The 15,391-nt window shown below is 59.9% G+C and carries 13 protein-coding genes and 2 pseudogenes; 9 read left to right on the top strand and 6 right to left on the bottom strand.

What is annotated here, in order from left to right; all coding sequences use genetic code 11:
• Positions 1-293, top strand: a 293-nt coding sequence (locus tag ABDB81_RS27660; protein ID WP_346814126.1) for a hypothetical protein, incomplete at its 5' end; no start/stop codon positions are given.
• A gap of 1 nt (position 294) precedes the next feature.
• Here ABDB81_RS27660 and ABDB81_RS27655 read toward each other — a convergent pair.
• Positions 295-360: pseudogene (locus tag ABDB81_RS27655) on the bottom strand (hypothetical protein); the annotation flags it as partial.
• 844 nt (positions 361-1,204) lie between these two features.
• Here ABDB81_RS27655 and ABDB81_RS27650 point away from each other — a divergent pair.
• The 4 genes from ABDB81_RS27650 (at position 1,205) to ABDB81_RS27635 (ending at position 5,606) form a co-directional block, all read left to right on the top strand.
• A complete protein-coding gene (locus ABDB81_RS27650) occupies positions 1,205-1,594 on the top strand; it encodes a response regulator (RefSeq protein ID WP_249359628.1) in 390 nt (129 codons plus the stop codon).
• Positions 1,595-1,723: 129 nt separating this feature from the next.
• Positions 1,724-3,487, top strand: coding sequence for an ATP-binding protein (locus tag ABDB81_RS27645; protein ID WP_346814125.1), 1,764 nt, complete (start codon positions 1,724-1,726; stop codon positions 3,485-3,487).
• A complete protein-coding gene (locus ABDB81_RS27640) occupies positions 3,484-4,134 on the top strand; it encodes a response regulator (protein WP_137927400.1) in 651 nt (216 codons plus the stop codon). Before ABDB81_RS27645 ends, ABDB81_RS27640 begins: the two co-directional genes overlap by 4 nt.
• A gap of 275 nt (positions 4,135-4,409) precedes the next feature.
• Complete coding sequence (locus tag ABDB81_RS27635) at positions 4,410-5,606, top strand: ATP-binding protein (RefSeq protein ID WP_346814124.1); 1,197 nt, start codon at positions 4,410-4,412, stop codon at positions 5,604-5,606.
• A 61-nt stretch (positions 5,607-5,667) separates the two neighbouring features.
• On the opposite strand, the gene ABDB81_RS27630 is transcribed toward ABDB81_RS27635, so the two are convergent.
• Positions 5,668-6,411 carry an SDR family oxidoreductase gene (locus ABDB81_RS27630; protein ID WP_137927402.1) on the bottom strand — a complete coding sequence of 248 codons (744 nt, stop codon included), beginning with the start codon at positions 6,409-6,411 and terminating at the stop codon, positions 5,668-5,670.
• A 111-nt stretch (positions 6,412-6,522) separates the two neighbouring features.
• On the opposite strand from ABDB81_RS27630, the gene ABDB81_RS27625 reads away from it, so the two are divergent.
• A complete protein-coding gene (locus ABDB81_RS27625; RefSeq protein ID WP_346814123.1) occupies positions 6,523-7,416 on the top strand; it encodes a LysR family transcriptional regulator in 894 nt (297 codons plus the stop codon).
• 238 nt (positions 7,417-7,654) lie between these two features.
• Here the strand turns inward: ABDB81_RS27625 and ABDB81_RS27620 are convergent, their stop codons facing one another.
• Positions 7,655-8,401, bottom strand: a complete 747-nt coding sequence (locus tag ABDB81_RS27620) for a hypothetical protein (RefSeq protein WP_137927404.1) — start codon at positions 8,399-8,401, stop codon at positions 7,655-7,657.
• A 312-nt stretch (positions 8,402-8,713) separates the two neighbouring features.
• Between ABDB81_RS27620 and ABDB81_RS27615 the strand changes: the two genes are divergently transcribed.
• The gene (locus tag ABDB81_RS27615) at positions 8,714-9,754 is read left to right on the top strand and encodes a DUF1254 domain-containing protein (RefSeq protein WP_137927431.1); all 1,041 of its coding nucleotides are present in this window, start codon (positions 8,714-8,716) and stop codon (positions 9,752-9,754) included.
• Between the two features lie 147 nt (positions 9,755-9,901).
• Here the strand turns inward: ABDB81_RS27615 and ABDB81_RS27610 are convergent.
• Positions 9,902-10,783, bottom strand: a pseudogene (locus ABDB81_RS27610) (thymidine phosphorylase); the annotation flags it as partial.
• Positions 10,784-10,973: 190 nt separating this feature from the next.
• Between ABDB81_RS27610 and ABDB81_RS27605 the strand changes: the two are divergent.
• Entirely contained in the window at positions 10,974-12,332 is a 1,359-nt protein-coding gene (locus ABDB81_RS27605; protein WP_346814122.1) for an MBL fold metallo-hydrolase, read from the top strand.
• Between the two features lie 238 nt (positions 12,333-12,570).
• Here the strand turns inward: ABDB81_RS27605 and ABDB81_RS27600 are convergent, their stop codons facing one another.
• On the bottom strand, positions 12,571-13,335 hold the full coding sequence (locus ABDB81_RS27600; RefSeq protein ID WP_137927406.1) for a helix-turn-helix domain-containing protein: 765 nt from the start codon (positions 13,333-13,335) through the stop codon (positions 12,571-12,573).
• A gap of 284 nt (positions 13,336-13,619) precedes the next feature.
• Between ABDB81_RS27600 and ABDB81_RS27595 the strand changes: the two genes are divergently transcribed.
• On the top strand, positions 13,620-14,276 hold the full coding sequence (locus tag ABDB81_RS27595) for a BON domain-containing protein (RefSeq protein WP_346814121.1): 657 nt from the start codon (positions 13,620-13,622) through the stop codon (positions 14,274-14,276).
• Between the two features lie 37 nt (positions 14,277-14,313).
• Here the strand turns inward: ABDB81_RS27595 and ABDB81_RS27590 are convergent, their stop codons facing one another.
• On the bottom strand, positions 14,314-15,303 hold the full coding sequence (locus tag ABDB81_RS27590) for a zinc-dependent alcohol dehydrogenase family protein (RefSeq protein WP_346814120.1): 990 nt from the start codon (positions 15,301-15,303) through the stop codon (positions 14,314-14,316).
• Positions 15,304-15,391: the final 88 nt, after the last annotated feature.

Below are 15,391 nucleotides of genomic sequence, written 5' to 3'. Positions count from 1 at the left end.
GCGCGCATCATTTCGAAATAGAATCGATCGCAAATCATCGTTGCATAAATGAAATAACGAGGCTTCCGGATTTCGAAGGTCTGGCGATGCCTGCCAACGGCGGACGAAGGGCCGTTGGCCGCGGCGGTGCGCGCTATCGCGCTATCGGGGTGTCGGTGGCGATGGTGTGGTCGTGCTGGACGTTTGCTGCTGGTGTTGGGCAGCAACTTTCGCTTCGGCAGCCTGAAGATCTGCCGGGAATGTGGCGTCGTCTACCCTATGCGGATCGTATCCCGCCTTCTCCAATTCGATAAGTTCGGCACGGACCTTCTGTCGAGTCACCCCATTTTGATTCTCTTGTGCAATCGACAGCGCGGGCATTGCACAAGCGATTGCAAGCAGAATTCCTACCTTCGGCGCTTTCATCGTGATTTCCTTGGTGCGATTTTCAATGGGCGCACTGATTCACTACTGTCGGAATGATGGCTAGTTAATCCATGCATTTCTCAGTGCATTTCGTTGCCATCGGTACCAGATTTGTAGGCAGTCATATTCGACATGAAACCGGTTCGGTACCGTGAAGGAACGTTGTAGACGACAGGTATATTCTTGCAACAAGATTCGCATGAAGGTGCTATACCGAGGTATGGTCCGGTTTATCCTTCGCTTATAGGGTGTGTGCAACGTACTGATTAATAAAGTTTTTTATGGGGCGATATTTAAAGGATAAACGGCGCTATACCAAAGATAGTTGCAGAGGCCATGCCAGAAAGGACCAAAAATACCGGGAGATATCCGAGGGAAGGAAAGGGCGATTTCCCTTTCGTTGAAACGTCGCAAAGCCGTCCAAAGACTAGTCAAGAGCTATTCTCAAAACGTCATCTGGATTGGAGGTGGAGGTGAGGTTGCCGCCGACATCGATCTCGACCTGTTGACAATCTCGCAAGAACGCAGCCATCCCGGGAAGAGTAGTCATCGGGCCAGGTGCGCCGCAACTCAAGTCGGGGACTTATTGGCAATCATACTGATCGAGAAGACAACGATTCGGGCTTCAGAGTAAGGGTTCTGGCCGACTCTGCCAGCACGCCGGAGGTGCCACGGAAGTTGATCTTGAGAGTGCAATGCCGTTTCTCTAAAGCACAGCCCATTTATACTTTCGCATAGTATTTTTGCCGTCGGCTGCCGCGTAGCATGGGCGCCGTCCACCCCGATGGGAGGTTTCTGCGTGGAGAAAGGCCTGACTGTGGCGGTTATCGATGATGACGAGTCATTGAGAAATGCCCTAACGTTGTTCGCGCGTTCCATAGGATGGAACGCCAAGGTTTTTGAGTCCGCACCTTCATTCTTGGACAGCGGTGAGGAAGCCAACGTCGCATGCATCATCACCGATGTGCAGATGCCGGAGATGACCGGCATAGAGTTGATGAAGGAGCTGAATGCACGCAACTGCTCGGCGCCAGTAATCTGCATCTCTGCGTTCTGTACCGACGACATTCGGACCGAAGCACTGGAGCTTGGAGCGGTGGCTTTTCTTTGCAAGCCGGTGAAAGGTGCTGACTTTCGCTCCCATCTGCAGGAGGTGGCGGCAATTGCTTCCTCCAGTAACTCGCTGTGATTACGATCGGGCTCGCGTATGTCAGAAATCCATCGCTTTGAGTTGCCGTTCAGTCCGTATGGTCTGCATCTCCGCGTTGGAGGGCCGGGCAAGCCTGCGTCGACTATTTGGCGCTCTCGAGCATATTCGTTGGCCGCGGTTGTGCTGGCTCTCAACGTATTCGCGTTCGACGCATTCACTGACTATCACGTCGCGATCGCGGTTCTATATGTGCTGGTGGTGCAACTCGTTGCCGCGACAGGCTCATTTCATGCTACGAGCTTTGCGGCCGGCGCTTGCGGATTATTGACTCTCATCGCACTGCTCCTTTCTCATGAGCCGAATTTTACCGGCAGCGCATTGGCCCGATGTGCGGTCAGCCTGTTCGCGCTCGCAACAGCGACGGCCTTATCCATCAGACATATCTGCACAAGCGATGCGCTTCGAGAGTACGTGCAATTGCTGGATCTTACCCATGACGCGATTGTTGTCCACGATTTGAATGGAATCGTGAGGTTTTGGAACAAAGGCGCGGAAGCGCTATACGGTTGGAATGCTGACGAGGCGATTGGAAAAGATTTCCACGTTCTTACCGAGACTCAATTTCCGCTGTCACGTGGATCCCTGTACACCGAATTGATGCGCGATGGCAGATGGGAGGGAGAGGTGGGTCGCAAGCATCGCGATGGATCAAGTCTCGTCGTCGAAACGCGTATCGGTCTTTGGAAGGACGCCAAGGGACGGCCCGTTGCTGTCATGGCCACGAACAATAACGTTACTGCAAGGCGTCGTTCAGAGTCCGAGCTGGAGCGGAATCATGCGTATGCAGCCGAAGCCGAGCGTCTAAGCAAGACCGGTAGTGTCATGCGCTACGCAAATTCACGCGTCATGCATTGGTCTCAAGAGTGCTTTCGAATCCTTGGCGTCAGTCCTGGCACGCAACCCAGTGTTGATGTTGTCCTGGAACGTACTCATCCTGACGATGTTGAATTGGTAAAAGGTCTGGACCAGGCTATTCGCGACGGTAAGCCTGTGGTGGACGGCATCTACAGACTGGTCATGCCCAACGGTGAAATCAAGCATGTAAGGTTTGTTGCCCGGCTTAACGCCCTTGGCGCCACACCCGACCTCGAGTACGTAGGGGCTTTGATGGACATTACGGCTGTGGTCACCGGCCAGGAGGCACTTCAAAAGTCGATGACCGAGCTTGCACATGTGATGCGCTTGACTACCCTCGGTGGCTTGGCTACAACTATTGCGCACGAAGTGACTCAGCCGCTTGCTGCGATCATGACTTGCGGAGATACAGCGCTTTGCTGGCTGGATCGTCCGGTCCCAGAAGTTGGGGAAGCGAAGGTCGCAATAGAGCAGATTCTTCTTGATGCCGAACGCTCGGCGGAGATTGTCAAACAGATTCGGGCTATGGCGCAGAAGCGCGAACCGCAGCGCATGCCCTTGCAGGTCGATGCACTGATCAATGATGCGGTTCGGTTGGTGGCACGGGAGTGCCGCGCTGCACTAGTGGAACTTCAGGTCAACGCTCCCCCAACGGATGTCGCAGTAGACGGCGACCCAATTCAGCTCCAGCAGGTTATTGTCAACCTGCTTCTTAATGCCGTGCAAGCCATGGCAGAGGCGAAGTCTCCAAGAAGGCGGCTGGAAATTCGTGCATTTATACAGGGAAACGCTGTGCAGATCGATGTGTCCGACAGCGGTCCAGGATTCCGTGACGGTGACATCGATCGTATCTTCGCCGCCTTTTTTACAACGAAGGAGAGCGGGCTTGGGATGGGCCTCTCGATCTGTCGCTCGATTGTTGAGGCGCACGGGGGTCGCATCTGGGCTGAGCGAGGCGATCCGCAAGGCGCTGTTTTCCATTTGGAACTGCGTCGGCGAAAGGAAACGACGTTATGAAGAATCTCGTGTTCGAGAAGCAGACCAATGCCCATGTCTACGTCATAGAAGATGACGAGTCCATGCGCAGAGCCTTGTCCATGTTGCTGCGCGCGAACGGGTACAAGGTCGAATCATTCGAGTCTGCCCCGGCGTTTTTCAAGTTTCTCAAACCGGAAGGCCCGAGTTGTGTGATCCTGGACGTCCGGCTTAAAGGGCACAGCGGATTGGCTGTCCAAGAGCAATTTCTAGACGCGAAACTGGACATTCCTATCATCTTTATGACCGCGCACGGCGATATCGCTATGTCGGTGCAAGCGATGAAAGCGGGAGCCGTCGATTTCCTGGCGAAGCCCTTCAGGGATCAGGACATGCTCGATGCGGTCGCCAACGCCTTGAATAACCATGCCAGGCGGATCGAGACGGCGCGCGCCGAAGAGTCGCTGCACACGAACTACACCGCCCTGTCATCGCGCGAAAAAGAGGTCATGGCGTACGTCGTGAAGGGGCTACTGAACAAGCAAATTGCTGGGAAACTTGATCTTAACGAAGTCACGATCAAGTTTCACCGGGCGCAGGCCATGAAGAAAATGGGCGCCAAGTCGCTCGCGGAGTTCGTTCTCCAAGCACGCATGTTGGGCATTGTTGCCGATCCGGCAGCACCCTAGCCATCAGGTCGGCAGCCCCATCCACAACGGGCCGGCGCAGCAACAACAGAGTCAACGCCATCGAAGGCAGCAGCACAATTGAGGCCGATGGCCTAACCCCTGCGGGGTAGGCTGTACGAGGATACGCCGAGAGCAATCGGCCAACGCGCAATGCCGTTCGACATGGAGCCGCTACGCGGCCGTCTCCGTATTGAAGACGAGTTGTCTGATCGCTGTAAAGAGATAGATGGAGTTCCGATTCATCTTAGGCGCTCCCTGCGCATCATCAAGCAACCATGGTCTCTTCGGAAGAGTCGTTTCGCTTCGCACCCATCCCCATTCTGATTGAGGACTGGTATCCACTAAAGCAGTGGGTCGATGGCATCAAGGCCGCTGGCGTCACGGATCTTGCTGCCTTTTTGGATGAGCATCCAGACGTCATTGAGCAGCTTCGTCTTCGGCATTCGTTCGTCGACGCGAACGACGCGACGATCGAACTGTTCGGTGCAAGTTCCCGGCACGAGTTCTTTGATGCGGCTCGATCTTTACTGCCGGCAAGTCGACCCAGCAACGCGCAGGTATTGCAGGCAATCTTCGACGGTGCCAAAAGCTGTCAGGGCGAGCGAGTTCTGAAGACCTTCGACGGAAGAACGGTACCCATTGTGTGGCGATGCTCGTTGCCGGAGGAAGACGACAAGTACCGACGGCTACATTTTTACGCTTTTGATGTCACCGAGTACAAGCAGAACTCCGATCGGCTTCAGGCGCTACGAGCTGAAATGGCTCATACCGCGCGGATCTCGCTTGTAGGTCAGTTAGCGGCGTCCGTACTGCATGAGGTAAGCCAGCCGCTGTCGTCGACCCTGCTCTCCATCGATGCCGCAATCAGCTGGATCGACCGATCCGAGCCGAATATTGCGGAAGCTTCGTCGGCGCTTCAAGCCGCAGCGCGATGGGCGACCAAGACCAGCGAGGTGTCACAGAAGCTTCGGACGTTCATCATGAGAGCGCCAGTGCGTCCTGCAATGAATAGTGCGAACGAGATCGTTGAGGCGGTACTATTTTTCCTTGGCCCTGAATTGGCCGCCAAAGGCATACGGATCATGAAGACAATCGATCCGCATCTCGAGGTTTTCGCAGACAGAATTCAGATTCAACAAGTTCTTGGGAATCTTTTGGCAAATGGCCTTCATGCCATAGAAGGCTCGCCATCTGATATGAGGCGCGAGCTGTCCGTCGCGGTCCATGCGACCGATCCAGATTTTGTTCAGTTCGAAGTAGGTGATACCGGAGCTGGAATCAGCAGCAGCATTTCAACATCACTCTTCGATGCGTTTTGCTCTTCCAAGTCAGAAGGAATGGGCTTAGGACTAACCATTTCCAAAGCAATCGTCGAGGCGCATGGAGGGCGCATCTGGGTTACAGACAGCAATCCCAGTGGTACGACTTTCTGTTTCACGATCCCCGTGGAGAACAGCCAGCGAAGTCTCTGAACCATCGAGTGGCTGGCGGGTGGCTGCGCGTCGCCGCAGACCACCCGCCAGTGGCGCTGGCTTAGAACTCCTGCTGGGTCGGTCGCAGGACGATCTCGTTGATATCCACGTCTGCCGGTTGCTCGATGGCGTAAGTGATCGCGCGAGCGACGGCGTCGGCGGGAATGGCCATCTTGTAGAAGTCCTTCACAAACGCGGCGCTTTCCTCGTGGCTGCTGCCTTGCTTCAGTTCCGAGTCCACCGCACCGGGTGCGATCGTTGTGGTGCGGATCGCACCGCCCACTTCGTGGCGCAAGCCTTCGGAGATGGCTCGCACCGCAAACTTGGTGCCGCTGTAGACCGTTCCGCCAGGGCTGAACACCTTGATGCCGGCCACCGATGCAATGTTGATGAAGTGGCCGCTGCCTTGTTTCTGGAAGACGGGAAGTGCGGCGGCGATGCCGTAGAGAACGCCCTTGATGTTGATGTCGATCATTCGATCCCACTCATCAACCTTGGTCTCGCTGAGCGGGGCGATCGACATCAGGCCGGCGTTGTTGACGAGCACGTCGACTTTCCCGAAGGCGCTTACGGCGCTGTCGATCAGCTTGCGCATGTCGTCCTGCCTGGTCACGTCGGTCTCCACAACCTCGGCCCTCCCGCCGGCCGCACGCAATTCCGCTGCAATGGCATTCAGGCGATCCACCCGGCGCGCAGCCAGGACGACTGCCGCACCCCGCGCTGCCAGGTGCCGGGCGGTGGCTTCCCCCAGACCACTGCTTGCGCCGGTGATTACAACGACCTTACCTTCGATGTTCGCGCTCATGTCATCTCCTTTGCGTAAGAACTGAAGCGATGAGGGCAGTATCGGCGACCCAACGATTTCAGAAAATGGAAATGATATGCTTTCAGAATTCCATAAATAGGAAGCATTGGGATGCTGAACCGATTGGAGATGTTGCGGATATTTGTGGCGGCCGCCGAAGCCGGCAGCTTCAAGGATGGCGCCATCCGTCTGGGCATTTCGCCTCAGGCCGTGACGCGTGCAGTCCAGGAGCTCGAACGATTGCAGGGAGAGCTGCTGTTTCACCGGAATACGCGCCATATTCGCATCACGGCGTTCGGTGAGGCACTCGCCCAGACTGCGCGGGAGCGGCTGGCGTTGATCGATGCGATGTTCTCCCCAAGCGAAGCCAGCAAGGACAAGGACTACGCTGGCATTGTTCGCATTACCGCGCCGAAAGCGCTGGGTCGGATCGGATTGCTCCCACCGCTCTCAACCATGGCCATTGCACATCCCGGTCTGCGCATTGACCTCAGTCTGAGCGACACGCCCGCTGATGTCGTGGACGAACGTATCGACATTGGCGTGCGGTTCGGGCCCGTGCGAGACAACCGGTTCGTTGCGCGCAAGGTCAATGCGCATGGGTTTTATGTAGTTGCCGCGCCCGCCCTGATCGATCGAAGGGGGACGCCGATGCACATCCACGATCTCGAAACACTGCCAACGACGGTCATGAACGACTTGTCGACAGGCCGCCCGTGGCCATGGATGTTCTCGCAGGGACGCAAGTACACGCCATCAGCGCCAACGTTCGCCAGCAATGATTCAGAAGCGGAACTGGATGCGGTGCTGTCCGGCCTGGCATTTGGCCAGATTGCGGGGTTCATGGCCGATGAACACATCGCTGCGGGACGCCTGGTGCGCGTGATGCAACCTCTCGAGCCAAGTCCGTGGGACCTCTATGTCTACCGGCCCCAACGTGGCCCTGTAGCGCCTCGCGTGCGACTGGTGTTCGACGAACTGGTCAAATCACTGGCGGGCGCTTGAACAACAGGATTCATGAGTGGAGCCACCGGACGGCCGTGGCGACGCGTGAGGCGCAAACTGTGCGGGCGCCATGCAGGCAGACTGAATAGTCTCTGATCGACCCTTCTGAGTCATCGGCCATTCAAATGTGAATGGCCGATCTTTGTCCGGGAGCGGTCGGCGGGCTTTGGTTCGAACTGACTTAGTACATGGTCAGAGAGGAGTGCCCGGCGGTCGCCAGGCACTGTTTGCTATTGCCTCAGGGCTCGTCGTACACCCAGGTCGATCCATTCGGCATCCGGACAATGAGACGCACCTTGCCGTTGGCGTCGACAGCGGCGGCGAAGTCGGTGGGGACGCTGCTTCCAGCGGGGCCTGCGAGAGGCTTCGTCGAGCTCACCACCGTCGTGCCAGGATTGAGCCGGTAGATCGTGAACCGCCCGGCTCCGTCGACTTCCACGAAGCTGGCGGCGTCGGCCTTTCGGGCAAATGCAACCCCGCCCATGTAAATGTTTTGGACGCTGCTGTCGGCGACGTATCGGGTGATGGCAGTCGAAGCGTCCCATGCGACCGAGATGGCGCTATTGGCGGTCATGGCGGGCAGGATGATTCCGGAGTTCACCCCGCCAAAACCCGCGGCGCCCGCCTGCGTCAACCACGGCCAGGCCCATACCCCTTGGTAACGAAAACCGTCGGTGCCGATGGCCAGCGACGAACCGTCCGGCATCATGGCCAGGCTGATCAATGGCGTACCCGCCGAGCCCCCCAGTATGGTGCCGCCGGCATAGCCCGACTGGACAAGGCCGCCTCCGCAGTCATACCCATAAAACAAGCCGCCGCCGGACATGATTACCATATCGAACAACGGGGTCACGGCGCCGCAACCTTGCAGGGAATAGGCCTGCACGGGCTGGGTGGCATCCACCGGATACGCGTTGACGCTGAACATTCCTATGTCCGGGCTGGTCTGCAGCACGATCTGGTCCTGGGCCGGGTCAGTCGACATGGCGCGCCAGAGCCGGCTCGACGCGGCGGGCAGCGAGCCGGCGGGCTCAACTGGCGCGGAGCCGGGTTGGCCAAACCGCTCCAGCCGGGCGGGCTGGACGCCATCGGCGCGTCACCGATCCGTTGCCGAACTTCTTCGAGCCGGGCCAGAACGGCACCTCTCCGCTGCAAACCGGTTATTGGCTCGAGGTCGCCTGCGGTGTCGAGATCGCCGCCGAAGATGGTACGGTCGGATCGAGTGTCCACGACTTGCTTATTGATGCATTTGTCTGCCACTATCGGACTGTCTTCACCCATCCGTCTCATCCGTCCCATGCCATTCGACTTTATTCGAACCGTACTTGCGACGGTTGCCGCAGGCGCTCTGACTTCCGTTCTGTCCGGCGCCGCTCTGGCGCAGGGCAGCGTTCCGGTGACGGTCGACAACTTCACCCGCGCGGAGACGGACAATTACCTGGCAAGCAATGCCAAGGTGGCCGGTGGACTCGGCAAGTTCCATCATTCGCGGGAACCTGCCTCAGTCGAGAACCAGACCGTCATCCGGATGAACCGCGACACGCTCTATTCGTTCGCGGTTCTGGACTTGGCGGCCGGTCCCGCCACAGTCACCCTGCCCAACGCGGGCAAGCGCTTCATGTCGCTGATGGTGCTCAATGAAGACCATTACGTGCAGTTCGTCGCGTACGACAACAAGCCACGCGCGATCACGCAGAAGAACATGGGAACGCGGTATGCCTTCGTGGCCGTCCGCACCCTGGTGGATCCCGCGGACCCCAAGGACCTTGAGGCGGTCCACAAACTGCAGGACGCGATCAAGCTTGACCAAAAGAACACCGGCAAGCTCGAGTTGCCCAACTGGGATGAATCCAGCTTGAAGGAGGTTCGCAACATCCTGCTCGCCCTGGCCAAGCACTCGGGCTTCGACCGCTCCTTCGGCAGGAAGGATCAGGTCGACCCCATCCACCACCTGATCGGCACGGCCGCCGGCTGGGGCGGCAATCCGGACAAGGACGCGAGCTACGCCAGCTTCACGCCAGAAAAGAACGATGGCAAGACCATCTACAAACTGACGGTGCCACGCAACGTTCCGGTGGATGCGTTCTGGTCGGTCAGCCTGTACAACGCCAAGGGCTTCTTCGAGAAGAACAACTACAACGCCTACTCGGTCAATGACGTCACGGCCAAGAAGAACGCGGATGGTTCGGTGACTGTCCAGTTCGGCGGATGCGACGGCAAGATCCCGAACTGCCTGCCCATCGTCGAGGGCTGGAACTACACCGCACGGATGTACCGACCGCGCCAGGAAATCCTGAAAGGAAGCTGGCAGTTCCCCAAAGCTCAAGTGGTCCGATAGCAGCAAGAAGCAGCGCCATGTTGCTTTCTGCTTCGACGTCCGCACGGGACACGAAGCCGCCGGATCGGATGTCCTGCAACGGCGGGCCAGGGACTGGCAGCAGCCGAACAGATGCCTATTGCCGAAGGGCCGCTCGTGGCCGTTCTGGGCCTCCAGCGCCGGACCGATGCCACGACCAACTGGCTGGGCTCCGTCGGTATGCACCATCATCACGTGCAGTCCGAACGCCGCCGCCACGCGTTGCATTAAGGATTCCAGGCGCAACAGGTCGGCTTCGGAACGCACCTTGGCCGTGGGCCCCACGGGGACATCGATCAGCACATGCGTGGCCCCGGCAGCCACCTTCTTCGACAGGATCGACGCAATCAACTGGGCGTCGCTGTCTATATCCAGGGCCCGTTCCACACGAATCATCACGTCGTCGGACGGACTCAGGTTCAATGCGCCGCCCCACGCGAGCGCGGCACCCGTGCGTCCCACGACGCGCCGCAGCTCGTGCACGTCCAGTGTCACTCGCGTCAGGGTTTCCGTGGTGTCCGCCGTGCCCGCTGGAGATGCGATCGCGCGTGAGGAGGTCTTGGGAATTGTCAGCCCGGCGGCGGCCACAATTGCCCCGATGATTGGCGTTGTGCGATTGCCCGGCAGCCCGCCCACGCAATGCTTGTCGGCCACCACCCCGCGGTCCCAGCGCAATTGCTCCCCTGTGCCGATCATCGCGCGGGTCAAGCCGATAACTTCCTGCTCGTTCATTCTGCCGCCCGCGCAGGCCGCAAGGAAGGCCGCGATCTGCATTTCCGTGTAACGCTCGCCAGCAATGTCCGTGACGATGCCGGCCAGTTGTGCGTCGTCGATGACCAAGCCATGAATCTTTGCGCGGACTGCGCACATTGATTCCAGGGCTGGCGCGTGCGTGACCTCGACCGCATCGCCTTCACGGGCGCCCAGTTCCCCTGCAGCGCTCGCCGAGAGGCTGGCTTGGTGAGTATGCAGCAGCGGGGAACCCACCAGGTTCAGCGTGGCGATCAGTGTGCAGGACATGGATCACAGCCATCGCCGCTGCGAATGTGCGGCGCAGGCATTTCTGGATGCGAAGTGCCCGGACGTTGATGGAAATCAAGCTACCGCCCTGCGTGCGATCCATGCTGAAAATACTGCTGCGCGCTGTGCGCACCGCAAGGCATCCGGTTGGCGATGGCGCGGCATGGACAGGGAGATATCGATGAAAGTGCAATGTCTGGGCGCCACCGATACGGTGACTGGCTCCAAGTACGTCGTGGATACGGGACGCGTCCGCGTGATGGTGGATTGCGGCCTGTTTCAGGGATTCAAAGCCCTGCGCCTGCGTAACTGGGATGCGCTGCCGGTGGATCCCGCCAGCTTGCACGCGGTGGTGCTGACCCACGCGCACATCGATCACAGTGGCTACCTGCCTCTGCTGATCCGCAACGGATTCCGCGGGCGCGTGTACTGCACGCTGGGTACCGCGCAATTGTGCGGCGTATTGCTTCCCGACTGCGCGGCGCTGGCCGAGGAGGACGCGGCGTATGCAAACCGAAGAGGGTTCTCGCGTCACGATCCGGCAATGCCGCTGTACACGCGCGCCGATGCCGAGCGCGCGGTGCATCGCCTGGAGGCAGTGCGATTCGACACACGCGTACCGGTGGGCCCGGACATCGATGCCGAGTTCAGTCACGCCGGCCACATCATCGGCGCGTCCAGTGTTACCTTGCACATCGACGGGCAGCGCCTGGTGTTCTCCGGCGATCTTGGGCGATTGAATGACTCGGTGATGCGCGCACCCGCCTTCCTGAAACGTGCCGACTGGCTGTTCGTGGAATCCACATACGGCGACCGGTGTCATCCCGACGTGGATCCCATCGACGCACTGGGCGACATCGTCAGCCGCACGATCGACAGGGGCGGCACGCTCGTGATCCCGACGTTTGCAGTAGGCCGTGCGCAGTCGTTGCTGTACTGCCTGTACCGGCTCAGGCAGTTGCGCCGGCTGCCGGACGTGCCCGTTTATCTGAACAGCCCCATGGCTATCGCGGCGACGACGATCTTTGCCCGCCATGTCTCGGAACTACGCATTGACGAGGCAAGCTGCGCGGGCGCTTGCAACATGGCCAATGCCGTGACCAGCACTGAGGAATCCATACGCCTGAATTCGGACCACAGTCCGAAGATCATCCTGGCAGGCAGCGGTATGGCTACTGGGGGGCGCGTGGTGCACCACCTGGAAGCGTTCGGCCCGGACCCGCGAAACACCATCCTGCTGTCCGGATTCCAGGCTCCCGGCACGCGCGGCGCTCGCCTGTGCAGTGGCGCCAAGCAAATCCGGCTGCATGGCAAGGACATCGACATCCGCGCCGAAGTGGCTCAAATCGAGAATCTGTCGGCCCATGCCGATAGCGACGAGTTGATGACCTGGCTGAAGGGGTTCGAGTGTCCGCCGCGTCAGACGTTCGTCGTGCATGGCGAGCCAGCGGCCAGCGACGCGTTACGCCAGCGCATCGAACACGAGCTGAAGTGGCGAGTGACGATGCCCGAGTACCGGCAGAAGTATTTGCTGGAGTAGGGGAGAAACAAGTAAATGCCACCCGATAAAGTTGCGAAACGAAAATCGCGGCATTTACTTGGAATGCCACATCTGGAGTGGGTGCCACGGCACTAGCGCGTAGCGCGCATAATTCTTCGAGCTTGGCCAGCACGAGACCAAGAGCCACGGCGCTGTGCGGCTGTGGCACGTTAGTGGGCGAGTTCGATCACGCCGGGCCGGCGGCGTGCCGGCGTGGGTCGTGCGCGCTGCGTGACGCTCAGACCTGCGCCAGCGCATCCAGATCGAAGATCTCGATTTTCTTGCCGTCCACGCGGATCAGCCCCTCGCGCTGGAAGCGCGAGAACGTACGGCTGACCGTTTCCAGCTTGATGCCCAGGTAGCTGCCAATTTCCTCGCGCGTCATCCGGAGTGTGAAAGCATGTGCCGAGTAGCCCCTGGCGCGCAGGCGCCGCGAAACGTTGAGCAAGAAGGCCGCGACCCGACGCTCCGATGGCATGCCCGACAGCAGCGTGGTCTGGCGGGATTCGCGCACGATCTCCTGGCTCAGCAGTTTGTGCAATTGATGCTGTACGCCGCGCATGTCGCGGCAAAGCTGTTCCAGCGGTAAGAACGGGATCACGCACACGGTGCTGTCTTCCAGTGCAATGGCATCGCAATCGTATTGGTCACTGGAGATGGCACTTAGCCCGAGCATGTCGCCCGGCAACAGATAGCCCGTGACGTGCTCGACACCTTCCTCGTGGCCTGCTACGACCTTGAACGATCCTGAGCGCAGCGTATAGAGGCACTGGAATTTGTCGCCCACGCGGAATAGGTAGTCTCCACGATGCACCGTGCGCCACCGTCCGATGATCGACTCGAGTCGGGGCATGTCATCGGTGTCGAGTTCCGCCGCCAGGCAGAGCGGCCGCAGGCTGCAATGGACACATCTGGGTGTCTGGGCCATGAACTGCGCTGGCGCGTAGGGTTCAGGGTAGGGCGGAGGCACGACCGTGCGAAATTCTACTGCTTGGTGCTGCATGTCATCCCCTTTTGCTGGTCGATTCGCTGGCTGCATGCCAGCGTCAGTATTCGGTGTCTCCCGATTTGCCTGAAGTATTGATCACGGCCGGTTCGGCCGAAATCAGCCGTGGCTGAGAGGCGGGTCAGATTGTTCTGGGGGCGTGTCAGGAAAACCTGACACGCCCTTGCTCGTGGAATGGGCGCCGCCGCGCCCGGTGCGGCCTTGCGCCAACGCAAAGCCGCCCGTCGAGTTACGCCTAGAGTCACTGAGAGGCAGGACGCGGATAGGCAAAGGAGGGAATGATGAAAAGCGATATTCAACTAAAGCAGGACGTGCTTGACGAGCTAGCCTGGGACCCGGAAGTCGACGAACGAGAGGTGGGGGTGCAGGTGAAGGATGGCATCGTCACGCTCAGCGGGAATCCCCGTTCATTCCACGCCAAACGTTGCGTCGAGCGGGCTGCGCGACGCGTGGCGGGTGTACGCGCACTTGCCGTGGAATTGGACGTGGTGCTGCCGGGTGATGTTGTGCGAACCGATGCCGATATCGCGTGGGCCGTCGAAAACGCTTTGTCCTGGAATTCAGTCGTGGCTGCTGGCCAACTCGGCGTGGTAGTGGAGCGTGGCATGGTGACGCTTTCGGGCGAGGTCGACTGGGACTATCAACGTCGTGCCGCCGCCGATGCGGTGCGCCTGCTCAATGGTGTGCGAGGCATCGTGAATCAGATTGTGCTGCGGCCCCGAACCAGCGCGCCCGACGTGCAGCGGCGCATCGAGGACGCCTTGCACCGTCAGGCAGCGCAAGATGCGCGACATGTGAAGGTCGTCGTCAAGGATGGCGTGGTTACCCTGTCGGGGCATGTCACGTCGCTGGCCGAACGTCAGGCGGCGTTCAACGCCGCGTGGAGCGCTCCCGGCGCGACGAAGGTCGTAGACGACATCCGGGTGCTGCCGCAGTAGCGGTGCGGTGGTGCGGGGCCCCCGCGCCATCGCCCGATCAGATGCGAAGGACTGCGGCGCCAACAAGCCGTCCTGCGCGCATGTCTTCCAGCGCCTTGTCGGCATCGCGCAGCGGATAAACCGTGGTGTGCACCTGAATTGGAAGGCTTGCGGCCACGTTCATGAGCCCCACACCATCTTCGCGCGTGAGGTTGGCAACGGATACGATGCGCCGCTCTTCCCAAAGGTGCCGATACGGAAACGACGGAATATCGCTCATGTGGATGCCGCCGCATACGACCACGCCTCCCTTGTCCGTGGCTCCCAGTGCAGCGGGTACCAGCGAGCCGTCCGGTGCAAAGATCAGGGCGGCGTCCAGCAAGGCTGGTGGCGGGTCCAGGCTGCTGCCTGCCCACACCGCGCCGACTTGAGTGGCCAGCGCCTGCGCCGAAGTATCGCCGGGTCTTGTCATGGCATAGACCGTGCGGCCCTGCGCCACGGCGATCTGCGTGACAATGTGCGCGGCCGCGCCAAAGCCGTAGATGCCAAGGCGCTGCGCGTCTCCAGCCATGCGCAGCGTGCGGTAGCCGATCAGGCCGGCGCACAGCAATGGCGCGGCCTGCGTGTCATCGTAGGTGTCTGGAATCGGGAAGCAATAACGCGCGTCTGCCAGCACGTATTCCGCGTAGCCGCCGTCGCAGGTGTAGCCGTGGAACAGCGGCGCGTCGCACAGGTTCTCGCGCCCGCTGGCGCAGAAGCGACAGACGCCGCAGGTATGGCCCAGCCACGGCACGCCCACCCGGTCGCCGAGGGCCACCCCGGCCGCGCCTTCGCCCAGCTTTTCGACGCGACCCACGATCTCGTGGCCTGGGATCAGCGCCGGCTTTGGATGAGAAAGATCTCCGTCGATCACATGCAGGTCCGTGCGGCATACCCCGCAGGCCAGCACGCGGATGCGCACCTGGCCGGCACCTGGCGTGGGCACAGGCACGCGCTGCGCGTCGAGCGTGTGCCCGTCGAAGATCATGGCCTGCATGCTGGCATCCATGTAGCGTTCCTTGTCGTGCTTACCCGCGCAACGGCGGGTTAGATCGATCGTCGCATCCGCTACGCGCTATGACTTGATCTGGCGCAAG

This window comes from Cupriavidus sp. DL-D2 (assembly GCF_039710735.1).
Taxonomy (GTDB): Bacteria; Pseudomonadota; Gammaproteobacteria; order Burkholderiales; family Burkholderiaceae; genus Cupriavidus.
Note: the sequence above shows the minus strand (reverse complement) of the source record. Positions and strands in the feature narration are given on the sequence as shown.